Genomic DNA, 24,988 nt, shown 5'->3' with positions numbered 1-24,988 from the left:
GTTGTTAACCCAATAGTTCATCTAACGCTAATTTATATTCACTTCTTGCTTTAACACCTTTCCATTGCCTTTTTAATTCCTTATTTTTGAAAAGATGTACTGTTGGAGTTCCGCTCACTTCGGCTTGTTTAGCAATATCTTGATCGTTCTCAATGTCAATCTCAACACCTACTGCTTTTCCATTTGATTCATTAAGAACTCTGTTAAGTTGAGGCTTGAGTATGTGGCAAGGCCCACAACTACTAGATGTATATATTACAAAAAGAGGTTTTTGGGTCTCATGGTACAACTTTCTTAGTGCATAACTTCCCTTTTGCCAGGTTTTTTCGGGATCGAAATTTTGCTCGTTACTAACTTCTAAAGTTTTTGTTGTCTCAGCTTTTGATGGTTCTAATTCATCTCGTTTGATAATAGTTGCTAGTTTATTTTTTGATAGCCATCTTTCGGCAGCTAGAGCTGCTTTGCAACCACTGCCAGCAGCGGTAACACCTTGACGCCATTCCGAATCAGCAACATCTCCTGCTGCGTAAACACCTTCCAAAGAAGTTTCTGGTCTTCCAGGCTCTGTTAGTAAGTAACCTTTTGAGTCTGTAATTAACTGGTTTATGAACAAAGACGTATTGGGAGTATGTCCAATTGCATAAAAAAGGCCTTTGGCTAAAATTTCATCTTCCTGGTTGGTACTTTTTCGTTTAACTTTTAATTTCTCCAGCCATTCATTACCTAAAACATCTAAAAGCTCAGTCTCCCAGTGGATAGTAATATTAGAGTTTGCTTCTACTCGATCGGCCATTGCTGCAGAGGCCTTTAATTTTTTTGATCTGACTAATAAATGTACATGGCTTCCGTATTTTGTTAGATATTCCGCCTCTTCACAAGCTGAGTCCCCTCCTCCAACTACTGCTAATTCTTCGTTTCTGAATTGAGGAGTTGCCCCATCGCAAATTGCACATGCACTAATACCTTTGCTCCAGAATAACTTCTCGTTTTTAAGATTTAAGCGATTGGCGCTTGCTCCGGTGGAGATGATTAACGAGTTTGATTTAATATTTTGAGTTGAAGTAACAATAGAAAAGGGTCTTTTGCTTAGATCAATTGATATGGCGTCTTCCTCAATTAACTTTGTCCCCCATCTAACAGCTTGAGCTTTGATTAAATCCATCAATTCTGGTCCTTGAATTCCATTAGGGAAACCTGGGAAATTCTCTACAAATGTTGTCGTCATTAATTGACCACCTGGGATTCCACCTTTTTCAAAACCAGTAATAAGCAATGGCTGAAGATTCGCTCTTGCTGCATATATCGCTGCAGTGTATCCAGCGGGACCTGAGCCTAAAATTACTAAATTCTCAGTTTTTAATTCTTTTTTCTTGGCTGGCATGCCATAGCAAATAGGACTGAATTACACGATATAAGAAAAAACCATCAAAGTGTATTTACAGCTTAAAAAGGATTATTTAATCTAAAATTTATTGAAAATCAAAGCTCTAAAAGTTCATCAGCATCAAAATTTTCTGTTTGAAAATTAGGAACTTGTAAGGTTGAGGCTTTTAATCCCTCAGGGTAAGTATTGATACATGTAATCCATTCACAGAATTCTTGGCTGATAGCGTAACTATCTTCATATCTTTCAACGCTATCAAGTAAAGCTATTCTGCTTGCTGCCCAACAGCTTGCGATATTTATTCTCTTGTTGAAAGAAGCATTCATAATTAATCCCCAACGACCACACCTTGCCATGCCATTGGTAGATTAACTTGTGTTTTTTGGTACAAATTTGCGTTTTGTCTGCAAAACGAAATTATCACTTAAGATTTTAGATTTCCTTAATATTTTGGGTTTTATTTTATTCTCTTTAGTTAATGGCAGTATTGATAGCTAATTAATATGATTATTTAAGCACTTATTGACTAACAAATTAAACTGCTTCTGTATGGTTTATTAATAGTTTTTCAACATCATTAATACCCTCAACTGCTGCATTTTTGGCTAATTCTAAATCTCCATTAGCTTCATTTTCTAATGCTTTGGCAATCTTATTTGTTAATTCTTCTTTTTTGCCTTCGATCATGACTATGATTTCATTCTCTATCACTTTTCTAACGGCTTTAGACGGTAATTTGTCATCTTTCGCTTCAGCAAATGTTCCTTGCACAAGTTCTTGAATAAATAATCGATGAACTTCGCTGCTTCTTAAAAAACTTTCAGTAGCATTGATGATCCCTTCAACTAAAGTTTCGTCTGGTTCAGATTCTTTGTTCGCAAGTTTGAATTCCCAGTCAAGATGCTTCCTCTGCCAACCAGAAGAATGAAGGCTTGGCATGACTGTTTGAGAAAAAGTATCTACAGACATTTCGTAAATTCGTTCTGCTAATCGCTCACACCATTCTTTGCCATGACTTTGCAGATTTTTTTGCATGGCTGTTCTTGGAACAGCATGCCCACCGTGATGGCTATGACAAACACCATCAGGACATTCGATCGCGGTGAGGCTCATTTTTTTTGATCGATAACATTTTCTCATTTCCTTCATAGCCAAGGAAAACTATTAGGAAAACCTTTCTTAACTAAAAATGCTGGTATTCAAACCTTTCCTCTCCTAATCTGAAGGAGGATAAATATTTTTACTTTGGTTAGTTTCTTAATTCCCTGCGAATCAGCTTTAGGTGAGACACGTGTTTCTGCTACTCCAGAGACTGTTAAAAAGTTTTTGGACTTGGGCTGTAAAGTTTTTTTTGAAAGAGGTGCAGGAGAGTCTGCTGGCTTTCTAGATAATTCTTATATGGAGGCTGGGGCTGAATTAGTTGAAAAGGACAATAATGATGTAAAAAAAATAGTTGATATTGTTCTCTGCGTGCAACCTCCTGAAGACAAATTTCTTTCACATTTAAAATCAGGCTCTTTCCTTGTGGGCTTATTGGATCCTTATGGGAATAAATTATTAGCAGAAACATTAAAATCCCAAAAAATTTCTGCAATATCTTTGGAGTTGCTTCCGAGAATTAGCAGAGCTCAATCATCAGATGCATTATCCTCTCAAGCAAATATAGCTGGATATAAATCTGTACTTTTAGCCGCTACTGCTCTTGATAGATATTTCCCAATGTTAATGACTGCTGCTGGTACTATTCAGCCTTCAAAAGTTGTTGTTTTAGGTGCTGGGGTTGCAGGACTACAAGCTATTGCAACTGCAAAAAGACTAGGTGCAGTTGTTTATGTGAGTGATATTCGAGAGGCTGTAAAGGAGCAAGTTGAATCATTAGGAGCAAGATTTATTGCGCTTCCAAAGATTGATGAAACTCCATCAGAGTCAGGAGGATATGCAAAACAAGTCTCTGATGAATTTCTGATTGCACAAAGAAAAGAATTGGCGATTCAATTGTCTGAAGCTGACGTAGCAATTTGTACTGCTCAGGTGCCTGGTAAACAAGCTCCCAAGCTTATTGATGAGAATATGTTGGATGATATGCGTCCTGGTTCGGTAGTGGTTGATCTTGCTGTGCTCAGTGGTGGTAATTGTGCATGTTCGAAACCAGGAGAAACCATTGTTAGAAAAGGGGTCAAGATTGTGGGTGCTTCTAATCTTCCTTGTTCAATTCCGAATCATGCCAGTTCTTTGTATTCGAGAAATTTATTGTCTCTTCTTCAACCAATGTTGAAAGAGGGTAAGTTTTTAATTGATAACGATGATGAGCTTATTGCTGGTTCTTTGATTAGTAAGGATGGAGTAATACTTAAATCAGAGATTATTGAGAATGGAGGAACTAAGTCATGAGTTTTTTTAGTGAAGCTCTTTGGGTGCTTCTCCTTGGAAGCCTTTTGGGGTTGGAGCTTATAGGTAAGGTCCCTCCAACTTTGCACACTCCACTAATGAGTGGGGCTAATGCAATTTCAGGCATCACGATGCTTGCAGCTTTAACATTAATAATAAAATCGGGAGACAATTTACCTCTACTAATAATTGGATCAATATCTCTTGGATTTGCTTTGTTTAATGTGATTGGCGGTTTCCTGGTTACAGACAGGATGCTTGCAATGTTTAGTCGTAAAAAAACTCGTAAATAGGATTATCTCTTATGACTTTTATTGCTCCCGTTAAGTTTGCTATTGATCTACTGGCAGTTTTATTGCTTGCTTTAGGTATTAAAGGCCTTTCAAAAGTTAGATCAGCAAGAGAGGCCAATAGGCTTGCTGCCATTGCAATGATATTTGCTGCTTTTGGAGTATTGCTTAACTCTCAAGGAACTATAGGCATTTCTATTAACTCTTGGATTTGGATAATTTGTGGAACTTTAATAGGAGGCCTTTTAGGCGCCTTAACTGCTAAAAGGGTTCCGATGACTGCGATGCCTGAGATAGTAGCTTTATTTAACGGTTGTGGAGGAATGTCATCGCTATTGGTGGCACTTGGTGTGGCTTTGTTCCCATCTTCAGACGGCTCCGATGGGGTGGTCGGTGATCTTATTAGAAACTTTTCAATAGTCGTTTCACTCTTCGTTGGAGCCATTACATTCTCTGGATCAATTGTAGCAATGGCCAAGCTTCAAGGTTGGCTGTCTACGCCTTCTTGGACCCAAAGCAAAGCTAGGCATTTCTTTAATATTCTTTGTGCTGTTATTGCTTTGATAGGTGGAATCTATCTTTCAATTGATGGACAGAATGGTCTTTTTCTTATTGTAGTTGCTTCATCTCTGCTGGGTATTGGAGTGACTCTTCCAATTGGTGGAGCCGATATGCCAGTAGTTATATCCTTGCTAAATAGCTATTCAGGAGTTGCGGCAGCAGCAGCAGGTTTTGTTGTTGGTAGTCAACTTTTGATTGTCGCCGGTGCCATGGTTGGAGCTGCTGGATTGATACTTACTCAAGTGATGTGCGATGGCATGAACAGATCTTTGGTTTCTGTATTATTTGGTGGTGCACTTGGAGCTAGTTCTGTGGCTTCAGGAGGTGGAGGGGGAGAATATACAAATATTACTAGTTGCAGCCCAGAAGAATGTGCACTCACACTTGAGGCAGCAGAGAGAGTCGTGATTGTTCCTGGTTATGGTCTTGCTGTAGCTCAGGCTCAGCACACACTAAGAGAGGTCACCAGAGTTTTAGAAAACGCCGACATTGAAGTTACATATGCTATTCATCCTGTTGCAGGAAGAATGCCTGGTCATATGAACGTTCTTTTGGCCGAAGCAGATGTTCCTTATGAGCAATTAAAAGAAATGGATGTAATCAATCCTGAATTTCCCGCGACGGATGTAGTATTAGTTTTAGGAGCGAATGATGTGGTTAACCCTCAGGCCAAGAATGATAAGACTTCACCTTTGTATGGAATGCCAGTTTTAGATGTTCAAGAAGCTAGAACTGTATTTGTTGTTAAGAGAGGAATGAGTGCTGGATATTCAGGGATAAAAAATGACCTTTTTGATTTGCAAAATACCTCTATGGTCTTTGGAGATGCAAAAAAGGTTCTTGGAGATCTTTTATTGGAATTAAAGGAGCTTGGAGTTGGCAGTAAAGGATAATTTAAAAAAAAAAGATTTACTTTCAGATTTAGGAATAAGCCCTTTTAAAGAGCGTCTCCCATGGATCGGTCCTGACCTTCAGACACTAAGAGATACCTTTGCTTCAGATGAATTGCCTGATGCCTATTCATCTGAAATTCGTATAAAGGTCCCACCTCTCAAAAGTAGAAAGACAGGAGGAGGCTTCTTGGTTGCCTACTTGGATAAGCCATCAAGTGTATCTAGCATTAATGGTTTAGTTCTACTTCTGCATGGTCTTGGTGGTTCCACTCGCAGAAGAGGTTTGACGAGAATGGCGAGTGCTTTGGTGCAATCAAATTTCGCTGTGTTGAAGCTTAATCTGAGAGGTTCAGATCCTTGTAGGGATTTTGTTGATGGTACCTATGCTGCTGAATGCAATAGTGATTTGATTCCTGTTTTAAGGCGTGCCAGAGAGATTTCATATCAATTAACTGAAGAGTATCAATCTTCAAAAAATATTCCTGTCTTTGGAGCTGGGATCTCTTTGGGTGGAACTATTCTTTTAAATGCTTGCATGTGTGATGAGTCTTTATTAGATGGATTGGTATGTATAAGTAGCCCTTTGGATTTGAATGAATGTAGTTCTTCTATTGAAAGACCAAGAAATTTTATTTATCAAAAATGGTTGTTAAATCGTTTAATTAGGCAAACTTTAGAAGATCCTTTTGGGATAGAAGAAAGGGAAAAGAATGCATTGTTAATAAATAGAAAGGATAAAGAAAGAAAAATAATTGATATTAGATCTTTTGATGATGTGATAACAGCTCCAAGGTGGGGATATAAAGATGTTGGAGAATATTATGCAAAAGCATCTCCTTTCTTCTCTCTTATAGAAAATAAAAAATCTCTTCCTAAAACATTATTTATTCAATCCAAAGATGATCCCTGGGTTCCTTTTTTAGCTGCTGAAAAACTAATGGAAAAAATAAAATTTTCTAATAATAAAATAGCTAATCAATTTATTTTTACTGAGAAAGGAGGCCACAATGGATTTCATGGGGTTCATGGTTGTTGGGGGGACAAAGTTGTTTCTAAATGGTTTTTATCTTTGAAAACTATTTAATCTAAAACTGCATTTCTGTAATAGTTTTTTCTGAATAATCTAAGACTTCTTCTCTGGCCCAGCTGTCAATTTCAAGAATTTCACTGAGGCTTGGATTTAGATTTAAGTCGCGTTTATGTTTTTCGCAAATCGCCTCAATTACTTTTGGAATATCGATAAATTTAAACCTTTCTTTTAGAAATAGTTCTACTGCCTTTTCATTAGCGGCATTAAGTACTGCTGGCATTGTGCCCCCTAATTTTCCTGCGCTGTAAGCAAGTTCCATACATGGATATTTTTTAGTATCTGGTTCTTTAAAAGTTAAATTGCCTATTTCAGTAAGCTTTAATCTTGGCCACGGTGTTTTAAGTCGACTGGGCCAACTTAAACAATACAAAATAGGGAGCTTCATATCTGGCCATCCCAATTGAGCTAAAACTGATGAATCATCCAATTCAACCATCGAGTGAATTATGCTTTGTGGATGGATAATGATTTCGATTTGATCATATGAAAGGCCGAAAAGATAATGCGCTTCAATGACTTCTAGTCCCTTATTCATAAGGGTTGCAGAATCTACAGTTATTTTCTTTCCCATGCTCCAATTAGGATGGCTAGTCGCATCCTCGACAGTTGCTTTCACTAAATCTTCTGCTTTCCAATCTCTAAATGCTCCTCCTGATGCAGTTAATTGTATGGATTTAAATCCTGGAGTAGGCACTCCAGTTGAGAGTCGTGCATTTTCAGCCCATGGCGTTCCTTGGAGACATTGAAATATCGCTGAGTGCTCAGAATCAGCAGGCAAGAGCCTACTTCCACTTTTTTTTAAAGCAGGAATGACAACTGGTCCTGCTGCAATCAAAGTTTCTTTATTTGCTAGAGCTAGGTCCTTCCCTGCTTCAATAGCTGCAAGTGTTGGTAAGAGGCCAGCACAGCCAACTATTCCAGTTACAACAAGATCTGCACTTTCCCAAGCTGCTGCATTATTAAGTCCTTCGGCTCCCCCCATCAATAAGGGCTTCTTGAATATTTTAGAATCTTCATTAAGACTATTTATTCGCCTAGACAGTTCTGGCAAAAGAGACTCATCGGCTAGTGAAACGACTTCAGGTTGATGAGTTTCAATTTGTTTGATTACTAAATCAAGATTCTTTCCTGCTGTTAGTGCAACAATTTTAAATTGATCTGGAAACTCTTCTGCAATTTGAAGGGTTTGAGTCCCAATAGATCCTGTCGAGCCTAAAACGCTTATGGCTTTCACATTGTGAAGTCAAGTATGACCAGTCTCCCATTTAAAGGTATAACCCAGTTATATATTTACCAGTTTCTTCTGGATTTTAATAGAGATTTATTATGCAAGAAAGGGAACAATGGAGATCAGGGCTGGGATTCGCCCTCGCCGCGGCCGGTAGTGCTGTAGGGCTTGGAAATCTTTGGGGCTTTGCTTATAGGTCATCTCAAGGCGGTGGACTTGCTTTTCTTATCCTTTATGTATTGGTTGTTTTAGTTGTTTGCCTACCTGTATTAGTTGCAGAGATGGTCTTGGGGAGAAGCACTGCGAGTAGTCCTTTCCTTGCTCCAATCAAAGCTGCTGGAGAGAATTGGAAGCCTCTAGGTTGGTTATTTGCAATAGCTTCTTGTGGAATTCTTTCTTATTACGCAGTGATAATGGGATGGACAATTGATACTTTCTTCCATTCCTTATTTATTGGCCTACCCTCAGACATGACAGAAGCGGGAGAGTTCTTTGGTAAAATTAGCAGTGGTAATAGTGTATTTGTAGGTCAAATAATCAGCTTATTGTTAACTGCTTTTGTTGTTGTAGCAGGCGTTCGTGGAGGTATAGAAAAACTAACAAAATGGGCAATGCCATTTTTATTTGGACTCCTTTTGTTGTTAGCTATATGGGCTGCAACTTTATCTGGGGCATGGGAAGGATATACATCATTTTTACTTAAATGGGATTCATCTCAACTTTTTGATAAAAACACAATAAGTAATGCATTTAAACAAGCTTTCTTTTCTTTAAGTTTAGGTATAGGAATTATGGTTGCCTATTCTTCATATCTAAACCGTAAAAATCATCTTCCTAAAGAAGCTTTGAGAGTTGCAACTTTGGATACTGCTGTGGGTTTACTTGCCGGGCTGATTACATTCCCTGTCGTTATGAGTTTTGGTTTGAAAGATGTTATCAGTGAATCAACTGTTGGGACTTTGTTTATTGCTCTTCCAACTGGGTTTGCAAATCTTGGATTGTTTGGGAGATTGATTGCTGCCGTTTTCTTCGGATTGGCCTTTATAGCTGCTATTACTTCTTCTATTTCATTAATGGAAGTACCAGTATCTTCTTTAATGGACAGGCTGAATTGGAGCAGAAAGAAGGCCGTTTGGACTTCAACATTATTGATTTTCTTGATTGGAATACCGTCTGCTATTTCTACAGACTTTTTAGGTAAATCTGATGCTATCTGTAATACACTTTTGATATTAGGTGGTCTTCTGATTTCAATTCTTTTGGGATGGATTGTTCCAAATCGTTATGATGAGGATCTTGCAAATTCTAATGCTAATATAAGAGTTAGAAGGTATCTAAAGTTTATGCTGCGCTGGGTGTCTCCACCAGTTATTGCTATAGGACTTTATTTAACAGTCTTATCTACAATAGAAACATTTGCTTAATCTGAAAGTTGTTTCCACTCAGTAACCCCTTTAGGTTTATCAATTAAATCAATTCCAATATTTTTCAAATCAGATCTTATTTTATCAGCCAGTAAAAAGTCTTTATTAGCTTTTGCTAAGGATCTATTCTTGATAAGTTCTTCAATTTTATTGGTATCAAGTTCATTATTATTTTTTGGTTCTTCTTGGTTTAAATTTACTTTTAAGCCTAGAACTCCTGCCAACTCAGAGAGTATTTCCCATCTATTAAAAACTTGATTTAAAATATCTTCGTCAACTTCATTGATATCTTTTCCTTTTAATAAATTTAGGCACTTTCTAATAGGTTGAGACAATTCAAAAAGTATAGATAAAGCACCAGATGTGTTTAGGTCGTCATCCATATATTTTTCAAAGTCTGATAATAATTTAAATGAGTCTTTATCAAGTTTACTGTTGGCAGATCTTTCTATCGGTTTTTCTAGGTTGATTTCTTTTTTAGCTTGATTTTTAATTTTATAAATATAACCAAAAGACAGACAATTGTTTAATCTTTCCCACCCTTTTGAAGCAGCTTTTAGCGCTTCTTCAGTAAAATCTAGTGGCTTTCGGTAATTAGTTTGTAACACAAAAAATCTCAAAGTCATAGGTGAAATACCTTCATCTAATAAAGACCTAATGGTTGTAAAATTCCCTAGTGATTTACTCATCTTTTCACCCTCCACATTAACCATTCCATTGTGAAGCCAGTATTTTGCTAACTCTTTCCCATTACAGGCTTCAGATTGAGCTATTTCATTCTCATGATGAGGAAATATCAGGTCTGATCCACCAAGGTGAATATCAATACTTTCTCCTAATTCCTGTTTAACCATTGCTGAACACTCAATATGCCAACCTGGTCTGCCGTTTCCCCAAGGCGAAGAGTAACTAACCTCTCCTGATTTGGACTTTTTCCAGAGAGCGAAATCAAGCAAGCTCTTTTTACTTTTTTTTTGATTTGTTTTTAATCTCCCTGCTGCATTATCTATCTGATTCTCAATTTCTCTTCCACTAAGTTTCCCATAATTTTTATGTTTATCTACTGAAAAATAAACATCACCATTTGCTGAGTAGGCTATTTTTTTTTGTTCTAATTCTTCTATGAAATTAATAATTTGATGGAGGCATTTTGTTGCTCTTGGCATGCTACTTGGTCTAAGAATGGAAAGAGAATCCATGTCTTTGTGAAATTCATCAATATTTCTTTCACTTAATTCATTAGTAGAACATCCTTCTTTTTTTGCTCGATTAATAATTTTGTCATCAATATCAGTGAAGTTTTGTACAAATTTAACTTCAAATCCTTTCCAAATTAAAAACCGTCTTAATACATCCCAATTAAGATAACTTCTTGCATGACCAAGATGACAAAGATCATAAACAGTTACACCACAACAATATATTTTAACTTGATTAGGATTTATAGAAATAAAATCCTCTTTCTTTTTGGATAAGGTGTTTGTGAATTTTAGGGACAATTTCTTAGATAAAAATGTGAGAAATTATTGAATTTGTCAGCAACTATTTTGCCTCCATCCAATTTACTCCAACGCCAGTTTCAACGATAAGAGGGACACTAAGTTTTATAGCATTTTCCATAGTGTTTTGGACAAGGAGTTTTGTTTCCTCTAAATCTTTGGGATCAACTTCTAGCACGAGTTCATCATGCACTTGAAGTAGAATTTTCGCTGCCAATCCAGTCTGTCTTAAAGCTGAATGCAATTGAATCATTGCTAGCTTAATTATGTCTGCACTTGAGCCTTGAATAGGTGCGTTTGCTGCGGCTCTTAATTGTTGTGCTTCCATACCTGCTCTTCTGGCTGTAGTTAAATCAATTTCATTTGGGGGAGTTCCCAGAAGTCTTCCAAGCCCATTTTTATTGAAATGAAAATAACGTCTTCTCCCTAGCAATGTTTCAACAAACCCTTGGCTTAAGGCAAGTCTTTCTTGATATTCTAAAAATTTAAAAACGGCTGGATAACGTTCTTTGAATTTACTTAAAAAATATTTTGCTTCTATTAATGTGACGCCCGTTGATCTTGCAAACCTTTGAGCCCCCATACCATAAATAACCCCAAAATTTATTGTTTTTCCTATTCTTCTTTCATCGGCGTCAATGGCATCTTTTTCAAATAAAATTTTTGCTGTTAAAGAGTGGACATCTTCATTTTTTAAATAAGCATTTTTTAGTACTTCTTCACCTGAAAGATGTGTGAGTATACGAAGTTCAATTTGTGAGTAGTCTGCGCTTAGAAGTTTCCAATCTTTTTGCGGAAGAAAAGCTTTTCTTATCCGTCTACTAAATTCAGTTCTGACAGGTATATTTTGGAGATTTGGATTGCTGCTACTTAATCTTCCAGTAGCGGTTACGGCTTGATTGAAATCTGTATGTACTCTTCCCGTTTCTTTTTCAATAAGCTGAGGCAAAGCGTCTACATAAGTATTAAGCAACTTGCTTATTGTGCGATGTTCAATGATCATTTTTACTATTGGATGGTCTGATTCCAGCTTTTCCAATACACCTGCATCTGTACTCCATCCTGTTTTTGTTTTTCTTGATTTCTTCCTATCTAAATCAAGTTTCTCAAAAAGTAATTCACCTAATTGTTTAGGTGATGAAAGGTTAAATTCACTTCCTGCAATCTTATATACTTCTTCCTCTATAGTATTTAATTTTTTTGTTAACTCTAAAGATAAATCTTTTAGATAAGGTATATCAATAATGATGCCTGTGGATTCGATTTCTGCTAAAACCTGCTCAAGTGGTTGTTCAACTTCTTTGAGTAAGTTTATTAATTTTATACTTTTTTCTTTTAATCTATTAATATAAATAACTGCTAATTTTCTTGTTAAATAAACGTCCATCCCGCAGTACATACTTGCAGACTTAATGTCCACATAAGAAAAGTCTTCTCCTTTTTTGACAACATCAGAAAAACTTTTGGGCTTAAATCCAAATTCTCTATAAGCAATTTCATCTAAACTATGTTTAAGAGTTGCATCACATATATAATCTGCAAGTAAAGTATCAATTACAACGCCATTTAATATAATTCCGTGTCTTAGTAGAATCAGTCTGTCGTATTTTGTATTCTGTAGGGTTTTAGGATTTTCATTACTAGCAAACCAATCCTTAAGTGCAAAGATAACTTCTTCAATCTTTAATTGTTTTATTGGATTAATTTCTATTAAATGGGATTCTTTATTTTGATGCCCTATTGGTATATAAGCTATATCTTTTAATGATTCACCAAAACAAAATCCTAAGCCAACAAGTTCAGCTTTAAATGGATTCAAATTAGTTGTTTCAGTATCAATGGCTATTGGTTTTGTCTCATCAGTATGTTTCATTATTTTTGCAACAAAATTATTAAGTTCTTCCAGATTATCTATAATCTTAGGCTCTATCTGAGGAATCTCTTTTGTTCCATTAAGCTTAGTTATTTCAATATTCTCACTTTTATTATTAACGGTCTTACTTTCTTTTGATGAGCGATTATTGTCTTGCTCTGATAATCCTTCTTTAGAAAATAGCGCTTTAAAAGTTGAAACTTGTTTTAATAAACTATGTAACTCAAGTTTTTCAAGGCTTTCAGTTAGTTTTGATTCATTAATACCTTCTAAGTTATGTTCTATTTTTGGACTTATAGGAATTTTAATTAATATTTCTGCAAGTTTTCTTGAGAGATATGCATTATTTTTATCTGCTTTTAGCTTTAATCTTACGGCTCCTTTTATTGCGCCTCGTTTAGCTTTTTCGCCTTCTTGCTCTAGCTCTTGGAGTGATTTATAAACTCCATCGAGATCATTGTTTTCGTTTAAAAGATTTATAGCCGTTTTTGGACCAACTCCTTTGACTCCTGGAATATTATCTGAGCTATCACCAGTTAAGGCTTTCAGATCAATAACCTTGTTTGGATTGACTCCAAGTTTATCCCTTACGCCCTCTTCCTTAATAAGTTTAGGATTTCCGCTTTTTGCGTAGGGACCTCCTCCCATGTACAAGACTGCTATGTCTCTTTCATCATCAACTAATTGGAATAAGTCTCTATCTCCAGATAGAATTCTTACACTCCACCCTTTTTCAGCGGCATTGTTGGCGAGTGTTCCTAAGACATCATCAGCCTCATAGCCTGGGGCTTTGCAGATTGAGAGATTCAGGCTTTCTTTGAGAATCTCTTCAAGCTGGTCTAAATCTTGAAAAAATATATCTGGTGCGACATCCCGATTCGCTTTGTAGTTTGGATCTTCTTTGTGGCGAAATGTTGGCTCAGCGGTATCAAAAGCAATTGTTATCCCTTTTGGTTTGAGAGATTTGCAATTATCTAAAAGACTTTTTAGAAAACCATAGGTAACACTTGTAGGTAAACCATCTTTTGTCGTAAGGCCTCCTTCCCCACCTTTGCTAAAAGCATAAAAACTTCTAAAAGCTAATGAGTGGCCATCAATTAATAATAAAGTTGGCTTTTTTATTTCTTTCATGAAACATTCATGATGAGATTAATTTATTAATTTTTTCTTTTTTTAGCCCAAGGAGGAAGATCAATAAAAACTTTCTCTCCAGGATCTAATCCAGATATTATTGCAGTCTTGCTACCACTACTTGTACCCAATTCAACTTTTTTAAATGTTGGTTGATTGTTATTTCCAACTACAAGTACTCCAGCTTTTCCTTCTTCCGTGACAATTGCAACTGTTGGAATAAGCGTGCTGATTTTGGTTGCTCCAGTTTGAAAGTTGATATCAGATGTCATGCCTAGGCGTAAATCTTCAGGCCTTTTGCTCAACAACAACGTAACTTCAAATGAAGTTACGTTGTTGTTCTTGATTGCACTTGGAGAGATTTTGGAAACAACTGCTTTAAAACGCTTATCAGGAAAAGCATCTACCCTGATACTTGCTTCTTGACCTGTTTTTATTCTTCCAATATCACTCTCAGGAACTTTCGCAACTATTTCAAGACCTTGAGAAAGCTCGACTATTGATGAACTTGTAGCACCACCCTCTCTTGATGAAGAAGCAGAGGTTGTAGGAGTTACAAATGCCCCAGGAACTGCGTATCTGCTAGTTATTACTCCTCTAAATGGTGCTCTTATGTTTGTCTCATTCTCTTCGACTTCTATTTGTTTGAATTTAGCTTTGCTTTTTAAAAATCTATTTTTATATTCTTCATACTCTTCGGCACTTATGGCCCCTTCATTAAAAAGCATCTCCCTTCTTTTATAGCTTGATTTTTGAGTCTCATAGTTAGCTTTTATTTCGTCAATTCTAAATTTCAAGTCTCCAAAATCCATTTTTGCAATCAGATCTCCTTTCTTTACCTGATCGCCTTCGTCCACGAAAATCTCTTCAAGTATTCCTTGCCTTTTGGGGCTTACATTTACGCTTTTATTTGCTTTTAATTCCCCACTTGCTGTTATCAATCCAGGCAATCTGCCGCTTTCAGCTGCAATTGTAAATTCACTTATGTCTTTATTAGACCCATCTCCTTGTAAAAGTTTAAAACTAATGCCACCAACACTTAAGAATGAAAGTGCTATGAGGCCTATAACTTTTTTCTTTTTGAAATTTTTCCAAATCATTTTGTGAAAATCAATTACTCAAGAGTTTTAGAAGTTTGGACGATGTAAAGAAAAATCTTAAAAACTTTCCTTAAGAGATTTATAACAATATTTTCGCTGTTAATGGGCACTATTGGGTTTAATTTAGTCAGATTAATCCGCTGGGTTCCTTCAATGAATCGTTTCAATGCTTAAGGCCGGAATTGTTGGACTCCCAAATGTGGGAAAGTCCACCTTGTTCAATGCTCTTGTTGCAAATGCTCAAGCTCAAGCAGCTAACTTTCCTTTTTGTACTATTGAACCCAATGTAGGTTCTGTCTCGGTTCCTGATCAACGTTTGAATTTGCTTGCTGAAATTAGTAATAGTAAGCAAATTATTCCAACTAGAATTGAGTTTGTTGATATTGCTGGTCTTGTTAAGGGAGCAAGTAAAGGTGAGGGACTGGGTAACAAATTCTTAGCAAATATAAGGGAGGTGGATGCAATAGTTCATGTGATTAGATGTTTTAGTGATGATGATGTTATTCATGTCTCTGGATCAGTAGACCCATCAAGAGATATTGAGATAATAAATTTAGAATTAGCATTATCTGATTTAAATCAGATAGAAAAACGTAGAACTCGATTAAAAAAACAAATAGGTACTAATAAGGAAGCAAAGTTAGAAGATGATGTATTGGCAAAATTAAGTGAGGCCCTTGGAAATGAAAATGCAGTAAGGAGTATTTCATTAACTGATGAAGAAAAAAAATTAATTAAACCATTAGGCTTGTTAACGGAAAAACCAATTATTTATGCAACTAATCTTGGAGAAGATGAACTTTCTAAGGGCAATTCCTTTTCAGAAGAAGTAAATACACTTGCAAAGAAAGAAGGTTCTGAATGTGTGAAGATTTCAGCGCAAGTTGAGGCTGAGTTAGTTGAATTAGGGGAGGAGGAAAGAGATGATTATTTAAATGGTCTAGGAGTTGAAGAAGGCGGTTTGATTAGTCTGATTAAAGCTACATACCGACTTTTGGGGTTAAGCACTTATTTTACTACTGGAGAAAAAGAAACAAAAGCCTGGACCATTTCTGATGGGATGACAGCTCCTCAAGCAGCTGGGGTAATTCATACAGATTTTGAGAAGGGATTTATTCGAGCTCAAACAATTTCATATAAAAAACTACTTGAAGCAGGATCTTTAGCGGAAGCTCGAAACAAAGGTTGGCTAAGAAGTGAAGGCAAAGAATACGTAGTAAATGAAGGGGACGTAATGGAGTTTTTATTCAACGTATAAGCATCCAGTCATAACAAGGGTTTTCAGCGATTTTTATAGCTGTTCTAACTTTGTTCTAACTTCTGAATTATTTTAGAAATCTTTTTTAGTTATTTTCCCTCTAAACATGCATAACCTTAAGTTCGTTCGATGCTTGAGATTTATGAGGAAATAATAGAAGATCATGCAAGAACTGTATTTTAATATACTTAAATCATAAACTGGAGATATTTAAATTCTTTTTTGTATTTTTAGCTACCTGAATAATTGCTGGCTTGATTCATATTTAATTAACTAATTGGAGGTTGATATGTTTACAGATTATCAACCAAAAAAGGGATATGATGAATATTTTACATCTGAAGATTTTTCTCCTAGAACATCCCTTGAGCCTCTTCTTTCGTCTTTAAAAAAGATAGGTTTAGACCAGTTAAATGTAAGTCATGAAATTGCAAGAAAATTACTTCTACGTCATGGAGCAACTTTTCGTCTTAACGACTCCGGTAATAAAGGTTCTGAAAGGATTCTTCCTTTTGATCCTTTGCCGAGAGTAATTGGTGCCTCTGAGTGGTTAGAGCTAGAAAAAGGACTTGTACAGAGACTTGAAGCAATAGATTTATTTTTATCTGATGTTTATGGTAAACAGCAAATAATAAAAGATCGGATTATCCCAAGAGAATTTATAGAGAGTTCTGATGGTTGGCGGCCACAAATGCAGGGATTTGTGTTGCCATTAGGTAAATGGTGCCATGTGTCTGGATTGGATTTAATTAGGGATGGAAAAGGAGACTGGCTCGTTCTTGAGGACAATCTTCGGTGCCCTTCAGGAGTTGCATATTTCTTGGAGAATAGATTAGTTATGAAAAGAATTTTCCCTAGCCTTTTTGCTGGCAGGATTGTTAGACCTATTGATGATTACCCATCATATTTATTGAAATCACTTCAGGAATTGGCAGTTTGGACTGACAATCCAAAAGTTGTTTTATTGACTCCTGGAGTTTTTAATAGCGCATATTTTGAACATAGTTATTTAGCTCAACAGATGGGAGTTCAATTAGTTGAAGGAAGTGATTTAGTTTGTCAGAATGATAATGTTTATTTGAGAACCACCTCAGGGATAAAAAAAATTGATGTTATTTATCGTCGAATAGATGATGATTTTTTAGATCCTAAATTCTTTAGAAAAGATTCAATGCTTGGAGTCCCAGGTCTTCTTGATGTGATGAGTAAGGGTAGAGTTGCTGTTGCAAATGCTCCTGGCACAGGATTAGCAGATGATAAATTAATTTATACTTTTGTGCCAGATATGATTAGATATTATTTAAAAGAGGAACCTATAATAAATAATGTTAAAACATATGTATGCGCAAAGGAAAAAGATCTTAATTATGTACTTGAGAACCTCAATTACTTAGTTGTTAAAAGTGTTTCTGAAGCTGGTGGCTATGGAATGTTAATAGGTCCACATTCTTCTCAAATAGATATTGATAAATTTTCAGCAAAAATCAAAGCTAATCCAAGAAATTATATAGCTCAACCAACTCTAGATTTGTCTACGGTCCCATCACTTAGTGATGGTGAAGTATACCCATGTCATGTTGATTTAAGACCATATGTTCTTAGGGGAAAGAATACTTGGGTAAGTCCTGGAGGTCTCACAAGGGTTGCTTTAAAACGAGATTCTTTGATTGTTAATTCTTCTCAAGGTGGAGGGTGTAAAGACACTTGGGTGGTAAGCCAATAATATAAATGTTACTTAGTAGAGTTGCTGAATCACTTTATTGGATTAATAGATATTTAGAACGTGCAGAGAATATTTCTAGATTTGTTGAAGTTAGTGAGTCTATGGCTCTAGATTGTCCGCCTGGTAGTGCTGAACCATGGTTGCCTTTAATAGATGCTAGTGGTGATAGAAACGAATTCGATAAGAGTTATAAGAATAAAACTTCAAGCGATGTAATAAGTTTTCTTATTAAAGATAGAGAGAATCCAAATAGCATTGTTAGTTGTATTTATATGGCAAGAGAAAATGCTCGCCAAATAAGAGATGTTATTACTTCTGAGATGTGGGAACAAATAAATAGTTTGTTTTGGAGTATTCAGGAGGGTGAGGTCATTTGGCATCAACCTGCTCAAGAACAATTATTCGAAATAAGAAGAAGTTGCCAGTTATTTTATGGAGTTACAGATGCTACTTTTAGTCATGATATTGCATGGCATTTTAGTAAATTAGGAAGGTTGATTGAGAGAGCGGATAAAACTTCTAGAATATTAGATGTAAAATATTTTTTGCTTTTACCAAATCTAAATGAGCTTGGTGGAGCGTTAGATGAGCTGCAATGGATTTCTTTATTACGCTCAGCGGGAGCTTATCAAATGTTTAGAAGATCTGAACAAGGATCAATAACTCCTAATGCAATCGCAAGTTTTTTACTATTAGATCCTATTTTCCCAAGATCTGTGAGATTTTGTCTTGAGGGTATTAAAGAATCTTTAGGTAAGATTCAAAATTCACCTGTTTCTGAGAAGCCAAATGATCTGGAATGTTTAATAGGTTTATTACTATCAAAATGGAGTTTTGTAAGAATAGATCACTTAATTAAAAATGGTTTGCATGAGGCTATTGATAGTCTTCAAATTGATTTAAATAAATTAAATGATCTTATACATAGCTTTTATTTTATAAACGAAAAGGGATTTGATTTTGATTCTTTACAAGAATGAAAAAGAAAATAATTCACAAACTATTTTATTCTTATGAAGAGCCCGTCTCTCTTAGCGAGCATTTGATTTGTATGAAACCCAGGTCTGGCGGCTTCCAGAAGTTAAATTATTTTGATCTTGAAATTAATCCCTATCCCCATTCAATATTTCCTTTGATCTCTGCTAATGGAGATGATATTTTTAAAGTATTTTTTAAAGAACCTACTGATTCTCTTCTTATTAAGACAGAAAGTGAAATTGAGACACAGACTCATCCAGATTTATATCAATTACAAAATTATAATGATCTAAGTTTACCTATGAAAATAGAAGGAGAAAATAGCTCATTGAATGGATTTATTCAAGGTTGGTTCCTTAATGGACAACATGATCCGGCAGCTATTCAAATTGCTCAAGAGGCATTGGTAGGGATCGAAAATAATGTATTGGACTTTTTATATCAATTAATCGCTCTAATAAAAGATAGAGTTAAATATACACCTAGACATATTGGACCGGCATGGACTGCAGGAAGAACTCTTAGAGAAAGAGTTGGTTCTTGCAGGGATTTGGCGATTTTGTTAATGGAGACTTGTCGATGCGTTGGCATACCTAGTCGTTTCGTTAGCGGGTATCAATTTATGGACCAACCCCCAGAAAAATATGAACTTCATGCATGGACTGAGGTTTTTATACCTGGTTTTGGATGGAGAGGATTTGATCCAAGCGGTTGTGGTTTGATTAATAGTAAATATATAACCCTAGCCTCTTCTTCTAAGTCTGAACTTGTAGCTCCAGTAAGAGGAAGTTTTACTGGTGCTCCTGACTTGAAAAGTGAATTACAGTGGAATATTGAAATTATCTGAATTGTATGGAAATTATGAATGGACTCACTTATTGATAAATCTTCGATCAGTCTTTCTCGTTTCTGCCTCCTTCTTGATAGTTATATCTGTTCTAACTTCGTTCTAGTCTTCTAACTTACGTCTAACCGCGATTTTCGCCTGTAATCGCTTGGTATAACTGGACGTTATGGAGTTTTATTCAACGTATAGCAGTCTAGTTATACCAAGGGTTCTCAGCGTTCTCGATAGGCTTCTATTCTAACTTCGTTCTAACTTTTGAACAAAATTAAATAAATACCCTATTTCAACTTTTTAAAGCTATTTCAGTTTTTTTTAAGCTAACTTTTTTAGTTGTTGAATCTAAATAAGAGTAGATGCTTTAATGTAATTAAAGTTTTTCTTAATGGCTTCATAAGTTTTAAAGCTAAAGATGGAAAGTTTTCATAAAAAAAAGCAGGTAAAACATAATTCCACTAATTTACATACATTTACTATTCCTCTTGCCTTGAGAGAAGTTAAAGAAAATATATCTATTAATACTGAGTTCCCTTCTCAAGATTCTCAGAAAGAAATAATAAATAAAGCATTTAAATTTCATTCTCAGGGAAATATTTTGGAAGCAGCAAAATATTATCAATGCTTTCTTGATAAAGGTTTTGAAGACCACAGAGTTTTTTCTAATTATGGAATCATACTGAAAAGCTTAGGGGAATTATCTGAAGCGAAAATTTTGTTTCATAGAGCTATTAATATTAAACCTGATTTTGCAGAGGGTCATAATAATCTTGGAACATTATTTGAATCTATTGGAAATTTTAGGCAAGCAGAAAAATCTATAAGAGAAGCAATTAGATTAAAACCAAATTTTGCAGAGTTTTATTTTCAACTTGCTAACGTATTAAAAAAATCTGAAAAATATAATGAAGCTGAGATCTCAATAAGGAAAGCTATTAAATTAAAATCTGATTATGCAGAAGCCTATTCAAATCTTGGAAATATATTAAAAAATCTTGATAAATTCAATGAGGCTGAAAGATATTTTAGAAAAGCCATCAAACTTAAGCCTGATTTTGCAGAAGCTTATAATAACCTTGGAAGTCTATTTAGAACTCTTGGTGAATTGGAAAAAGCTGAGGAAGTCACTCGAAAAGCTGTAGATATAAAACCCGATTTTTCAATGGCTCTTTCTAATCTTGGAAATACATTACAAGCACTTGGTAAATTAAATGAAGCAGAAATTTTTACTCGAGAAGCTATTAAATTTGATCCTAACTATGCATTGGCTCACATTAATCTTGCATCAATCCAACTATTAACTGGAAATTATGAATCAGGTTTAAAGCATTATGAATTTAGAGATAAATTAAACAATTCTTTATTACTTTATGCAATTCCGAAAGTCAAAAAAGTTGATAATGAAAATTTACAAAAAGGGTCAAAAATCTTGGTTATTAGTGAACAGGGATTAGGCGATACCATTCAATATATGAGGTATATACCTTATTTAAGAAATAAAGGAATAGATATTTCTTTTTGTGCGCAAGAAAAATTACATAGATTGATCAAATCCTCTGGAATTGATCCAAATCCTCTTACAGCAAAACAAGCTACGAAAGTTTCAGAAGGGAAATGGATTTCACTACTATCCTTACCTAGACATCTCAACGTTAATCCAAAAAATCCAATCATTTCAGAACCATATATTTTTTCAAAAGATGAACTGAACCTGAAATGGAAAAATATTCTTTCCCAAGAAAAAAGACCAATTGTTGGTATTAATTGGCAAGGGAATCCTGAAATGGAAAAAACTTACCAAGGAAGATCATTTCCTTTAGAAAATTTCTCAGGAATTTTGGATCAAAATAAAATAACTTTGCTTTCCCTACAAAAAGGATTTGGTACAGAGCAATTAGATAATTGCTCGTTTAAAAATAAGTTTGTTGAATGCCAACCGCAAATTGATTCGACTTGGGATTTTCTTGATAATGCTGCCATTATTCACAACTGTGATTTGATTATTACTTGTGATACATCTATTGCTCATTTGGCTGGTGGAATGGGTAAAAAGGTGTGGTTACTTTTAAAAGATATACCTTTTTGGACTTGGGGCTTAGATGGTGATAGTACTTTTTGGTATCCTTCCATGAGACTATTCCGACAAAAAGAGAGAAATAATTGGAGTGAAGTCATGGTAAGAGTATCAAAGCAACTAAAAGAAGACGTCTGAAAAAAATTATATGTTCAAGAAATATTATGTCAAAATTTTTAGTCTCATCTCCAAAAGAAAAACTCTTAAGAAGAGTAGTATTCGCAAATAAATTATTGGCTTCTTCCTTAGTTTATTTCTCTCTGAAATACTTAGAGTTAAACTATTCCAACTTCGTTCTACTGTTCTAACTTACGTCTAACCCTGGTTTTTCGCTGTAATTAGTTGGCATGACTGGACGTGATGAAGTTTTATTCAACGTGTAGAAGCTAGTCATACTAAGGGTTCTCAGAGGTTTGGCCAAGGTTTGGTCTGCCCATTTTGTCTAACCTTTTGAGACGAATAATTGTTTTTTTTGAGATAGATTGGTTTAAGTGTTCAGTATTAACCGAAAAAATTTAGTTCTGATGTTTTTTGGTTATTCAAGATTAGCTAAATATCTAGTAACCCATGTCAAGATATTTAGCTAATCACTACCTAGAGTAGTGATTAATGATTTATTTTTTCATTGAAGAAATTTGTGCTAAATGCACCCTCTTGGCATGAGCTGCTTTCCTTGCTAAATGACTATTTAATAACGCAGAAGTACTTCGAGCAGACCTAGAAGCTATATACAATTCTGCTTGATGCAGTCTTTTCTTTTTGGTGTTTTCTTCTACTAAACGTAGATTTAATTCTGATGAATTTGCATGACTTGGCTTAGAAGCTAAAACCAATTCTGCTTGATGAAGTAATTCCTTTTTGCAGAGACTTTTTCTTATCAGAGGAAGGTGATTCATAACGTTTCTCAGTAAAGACAACCCCGTACCTTGTTGCCTAACATGCATTTCCAGAGAGGAAACGAACGTACTAAAAGTGTAGCGGTTGATACCATTTCAAGTGAATGGAGTGAATTACTCAATTCTTGTGACTGTTAATCAAAGACTTCTTGTCGTTAGTGATGTTCCATTTAACTTTTGATTTCTTGCATTATTCAAGAGTAATAGCTTCATGAGAGACTCAACATGTCTCAAAAATGGTCTAACTTTTTGTTGTATTGGCCTAACCTAAAATTATCACTTAAATACGTTGCTATCACTTGATATATAGGAGTTTTTATTTAACGTCTAGAAGTTCAGTTATGCCAGTCGATCTCGGCTTCTTTGATTATACACTATTCTAACTTTATTCTAACTTTTTAGATAAAATATCATTAGTTGGCAACGGATTCATAGTTGATTTCTGAGACATTAAGACATGAAGAGAGTGCAGTCTTACTGTTAATCAATACATATGCAAGTAATCTTTTTCTTATCTATAAACTTACACATATAACCTATTAATCTTGCGCTAAATCGACCAAAGGGATTTGATAGAGACAAGCATTTATCAAGGTAATTAATTTCTTCAATTCTTTGATGTAGGAAATTGTAGTTACCTCGATTAATTAGTAATATTTCGACAATTTCATGCATCTGATTATATATAGGGTATGTATTATTATCTCTAAGATAATATTCTAATTCATGCAGCTTGTTAGTACTAAAATATTGAATTTTAATATAAAATATTTTTAGCTCTTCTGAGTGTAAAAACATAACTAGCTTGGATGAAATTTTTTATATAATTGATTCTCTGAAAGCTCTATTCCGAAACATACAACATTATCAAAGTCACCTGATAAATGCATGGCTGACATATAATCTTTAATTTCTGAATCATCAATATTCATTCCAAAGTTATTACAATAATCTGATAATACTCTCATTGCTCCTTCATGATCAAATAAGAATTGCTCGCATATCTCTGATAAAACTTCACTTTTTAAATCTTTTATCATTTCTTTGAATTGATTAAGATTATTCATAGAGGAAGTCGAAGATATAATATTATTGATAATCAAAAAAGAAAAAACTTGCAAAGCAATTATCACTATCCAATGTATTAAGATGACATCTATCGATGAAACATATGCAACATTTTTATGTTGTATTGAGCATTAGATTTGGTGTTTGATAATCTCTTCGTGATGGATATTTATGAGAGTGCATATATTTACTCACTTATCTCTGTAGGTGCTATCGATAAATGTCTAAATTCATTAGCTTCTGTTTCTATTTCTGGGTGCTGGGAATGAAAAGCAAATAGGTATACGAATTTTAATTGGGTTTATCGTTTGGCTAGATTTCTCTCGTTGTTTGTCTGTCCTAGCTTCGTTCTGCGCTCCTAACTTACGTCTAACCTTAATAAATGCTTGTAATCGGTTGGGATGACTGGACGCTAAGGAATTTTTATTCAACGCATAGCAGATTTTTAATCCAAATGGTTTTCAGCTTTCTCAATAGAGGCTTGTCTAACTTCTACGCACGTTTTGTTGGCTAATTCCTTAATAGATAAATGATAGAAAATGATTTAATCCTTGCTGGAAGTAGTTGATTTTTATGGAGAATATATATACTAGAAAATATATAAAAAAAGATGAAGAGTGAAGACAAGTCTCAGCTGAATATCAAGATTGATCCGCAACTCCTGCTTGAATTGAAGGCTAAGGCAATAAAGAGTGGAAAAACACTAACAGCTTTTGTTACTGAGCTGTTAAAACAAGGTTCTATTCAAGCATCAAGTGATATTGATATCCTTGAACAGAGACTCTTAAGAATAGAAGAACTGCTTAATTTAAAAGATAATTTCCATTCTGATAAAGAAGAAAATTCGACCCAAAGTAATGCTATTTTTTCTAATAGTGGAGCAAAGAAATATGGTGAGGTTGCTAGAGAATTGTTTGATTTATATCGGATAGAAAAGAAAATATCTTTGAAAGATGCTTTCGCAGAATTAACTACTTGTCTTGCTAATTATGAGAGTCAACCTGAACTAGTCTTTGCCATCCTCTCGGGAAATCATGAATTGACAGGTGCAGAAATGACAGATGCATATAGGAATGGGTCTTGTGGAATGAGAAGTGCTCTATCTGAATGGACTAAAAGCTCTTTAGAGCCATTAAATGAAGCTTTTTTAAATGCTGTGGAAGTTAGAAATCTTGTATGACTAAAGATGGATAGGTTAGCGGCAAGTTCCTTGTTCTGCTTAAGTTGTTCTAACTTCTTAGACTCCATCAGTAAATATCTATTCTATAATCCAGCTTAGGAAATAGATT

The 24,988-nt window shown here is 35.0% G+C and carries 20 protein-coding genes; 11 read left to right on the top strand and 9 right to left on the bottom strand.

The window, feature by feature from the left end; all coding sequences use genetic code 11:
* Positions 1–4 precede the first annotated feature (4 nt).
* The 3 genes from trxB to O5637_RS04255 all read right to left on the bottom strand — a co-directional run bounded on the left by trxB (position 5) and on the right by O5637_RS04255 (position 2,497).
* Entirely contained in the window at positions 5–1,381 is a 1,377-nt protein-coding gene (gene trxB, locus O5637_RS04265; RefSeq protein ID WP_269606382.1) for a thioredoxin-disulfide reductase, read from the bottom strand.
* A 98-nt stretch (positions 1,382–1,479) separates the two neighbouring features.
* Complete coding sequence (locus O5637_RS04260; protein WP_269606381.1) at positions 1,480–1,710, bottom strand: hypothetical protein; 231 nt, start codon at positions 1,708–1,710, stop codon at positions 1,480–1,482.
* 208 nt (positions 1,711–1,918) lie between these two features.
* Entirely contained in the window at positions 1,919–2,497 is a 579-nt protein-coding gene (locus tag O5637_RS04255; protein ID WP_269606380.1) for an EF-1 guanine nucleotide exchange domain-containing protein, read from the bottom strand.
* Between the two features lie 132 nt (positions 2,498–2,629).
* On the opposite strand from O5637_RS04255, the gene O5637_RS04250 reads away from it, so the two are divergent.
* From O5637_RS04250 to O5637_RS04235, 4 genes are read left to right on the top strand one after another with little or no spacing between them, the layout of a single operon-like run.
* Positions 2,630–3,775: a Re/Si-specific NAD(P)(+) transhydrogenase subunit alpha gene (locus O5637_RS04250; protein ID WP_269606378.1), complete on the top strand. Its 1,146-nt coding sequence runs from the start codon at positions 2,630–2,632 to the stop codon at positions 3,773–3,775.
* Positions 3,772–4,065, top strand: a complete 294-nt coding sequence (locus O5637_RS04245; RefSeq protein ID WP_011294842.1) for an NAD(P) transhydrogenase subunit alpha — start codon at positions 3,772–3,774, stop codon at positions 4,063–4,065. Before O5637_RS04250 ends, O5637_RS04245 begins: the two co-directional genes overlap by 4 nt.
* An 11-nt stretch (positions 4,066–4,076) precedes the next feature.
* A complete protein-coding gene (locus O5637_RS04240) occupies positions 4,077–5,516 on the top strand; it encodes an NAD(P)(+) transhydrogenase (Re/Si-specific) subunit beta (protein WP_269606374.1) in 1,440 nt (479 codons plus the stop codon).
* Entirely contained in the window at positions 5,500–6,600 is a 1,101-nt protein-coding gene (locus O5637_RS04235; protein WP_269606372.1) for an alpha/beta fold hydrolase, read from the top strand. The genes O5637_RS04240 and O5637_RS04235 overlap by 17 nt, the downstream gene beginning before the upstream one ends.
* Before the next feature lies 1 nt (position 6,601).
* On the opposite strand, the gene O5637_RS04230 is transcribed toward O5637_RS04235, so the two are convergent.
* Entirely contained in the window at positions 6,602–7,840 is a 1,239-nt protein-coding gene (locus O5637_RS04230) for a 1-deoxy-D-xylulose-5-phosphate reductoisomerase (protein ID WP_269606371.1), read from the bottom strand.
* Between the two features lie 92 nt (positions 7,841–7,932).
* Between O5637_RS04230 and O5637_RS04225 the strand changes: the two genes are divergently transcribed.
* On the top strand, positions 7,933–9,258 hold the full coding sequence (locus O5637_RS04225; protein WP_269606370.1) for a sodium-dependent transporter: 1,326 nt from the start codon (positions 7,933–7,935) through the stop codon (positions 9,256–9,258).
* Here the strand turns inward: O5637_RS04225 and cysS are convergent.
* Genes cysS through O5637_RS04210 form a run of 3 tightly spaced genes read right to left on the bottom strand, consistent with a single transcriptional unit; the run spans position 9,255 to position 14,861 of the window.
* Complete coding sequence (cysS, locus tag O5637_RS04220; protein ID WP_269606369.1) at positions 9,255–10,757, bottom strand: cysteine--tRNA ligase; 1,503 nt, start codon at positions 10,755–10,757, stop codon at positions 9,255–9,257. The genes O5637_RS04225 and cysS overlap by 4 nt on opposite strands.
* A 43-nt stretch (positions 10,758–10,800) precedes the next feature.
* The gene (gene polA / locus O5637_RS04215; RefSeq protein WP_269606368.1) at positions 10,801–13,761 is read right to left on the bottom strand and encodes a DNA polymerase I; all 2,961 of its coding nucleotides are present in this window, start codon (positions 13,759–13,761) and stop codon (positions 10,801–10,803) included.
* 26 nt (positions 13,762–13,787) lie between these two features.
* Complete coding sequence (locus tag O5637_RS04210; RefSeq protein WP_269606367.1) at positions 13,788–14,861, bottom strand: efflux RND transporter periplasmic adaptor subunit; 1,074 nt, start codon at positions 14,859–14,861, stop codon at positions 13,788–13,790.
* A 166-nt stretch (positions 14,862–15,027) separates the two neighbouring features.
* Between O5637_RS04210 and ychF the strand changes: the two genes are divergently transcribed.
* From ychF to O5637_RS04185, 5 genes are all read left to right on the top strand, one after another.
* Positions 15,028–16,119, top strand: coding sequence for a redox-regulated ATPase YchF (gene ychF / locus O5637_RS04205; protein ID WP_269606366.1), 1,092 nt, complete (start codon positions 15,028–15,030; stop codon positions 16,117–16,119).
* A gap of 289 nt (positions 16,120–16,408) precedes the next feature.
* The gene (locus tag O5637_RS04200; RefSeq protein ID WP_269606364.1) at positions 16,409–17,842 is read left to right on the top strand and encodes a circularly permuted type 2 ATP-grasp protein; all 1,434 of its coding nucleotides are present in this window, start codon (positions 16,409–16,411) and stop codon (positions 17,840–17,842) included.
* A 5-nt stretch (positions 17,843–17,847) separates the two neighbouring features.
* Positions 17,848–18,822: an alpha-E domain-containing protein gene (locus tag O5637_RS04195; protein WP_269606363.1), complete on the top strand. Its 975-nt coding sequence runs from the start codon at positions 17,848–17,850 to the stop codon at positions 18,820–18,822.
* Complete coding sequence (locus tag O5637_RS04190) at positions 18,819–19,667, top strand: transglutaminase family protein (RefSeq protein ID WP_269606361.1); 849 nt, start codon at positions 18,819–18,821, stop codon at positions 19,665–19,667. Before O5637_RS04195 ends, O5637_RS04190 begins: the two co-directional genes overlap by 4 nt.
* Before the next feature lie 409 nt (positions 19,668–20,076).
* The gene (locus O5637_RS04185) at positions 20,077–21,873 is read left to right on the top strand and encodes a tetratricopeptide repeat protein (protein ID WP_269606359.1); all 1,797 of its coding nucleotides are present in this window, start codon (positions 20,077–20,079) and stop codon (positions 21,871–21,873) included.
* 476 nt (positions 21,874–22,349) lie between these two features.
* On the opposite strand, the gene O5637_RS04180 is transcribed toward O5637_RS04185, so the two are convergent.
* Positions 22,350–22,631: a hypothetical protein gene (locus tag O5637_RS04180; protein WP_269606357.1), complete on the bottom strand. Its 282-nt coding sequence runs from the start codon at positions 22,629–22,631 to the stop codon at positions 22,350–22,352.
* Positions 22,632–23,431: 800 nt separating this feature from the next.
* Positions 23,432–23,698 carry a hypothetical protein gene (locus O5637_RS04175; protein WP_269606355.1) on the bottom strand — a complete coding sequence of 89 codons (267 nt, stop codon included), beginning with the start codon at positions 23,696–23,698 and terminating at the stop codon, positions 23,432–23,434.
* Between the two features lie 611 nt (positions 23,699–24,309).
* On the opposite strand from O5637_RS04175, the gene O5637_RS04170 reads away from it, so the two are divergent.
* Entirely contained in the window at positions 24,310–24,879 is a 570-nt protein-coding gene (locus tag O5637_RS04170; protein WP_269606353.1) for a hypothetical protein, read from the top strand.
* Positions 24,880–24,988: the final 109 nt, after the last annotated feature.

The sequence above is a fragment of the Prochlorococcus marinus str. MIT 0917 genome, from assembly GCF_027359575.1.
Classification (GTDB): Bacteria; Cyanobacteriota; Cyanobacteriia; order PCC-6307; family Cyanobiaceae; genus Prochlorococcus_B; species Prochlorococcus_B marinus_D.
This window is presented reverse-complemented; position numbering and strand designations above follow the sequence as displayed.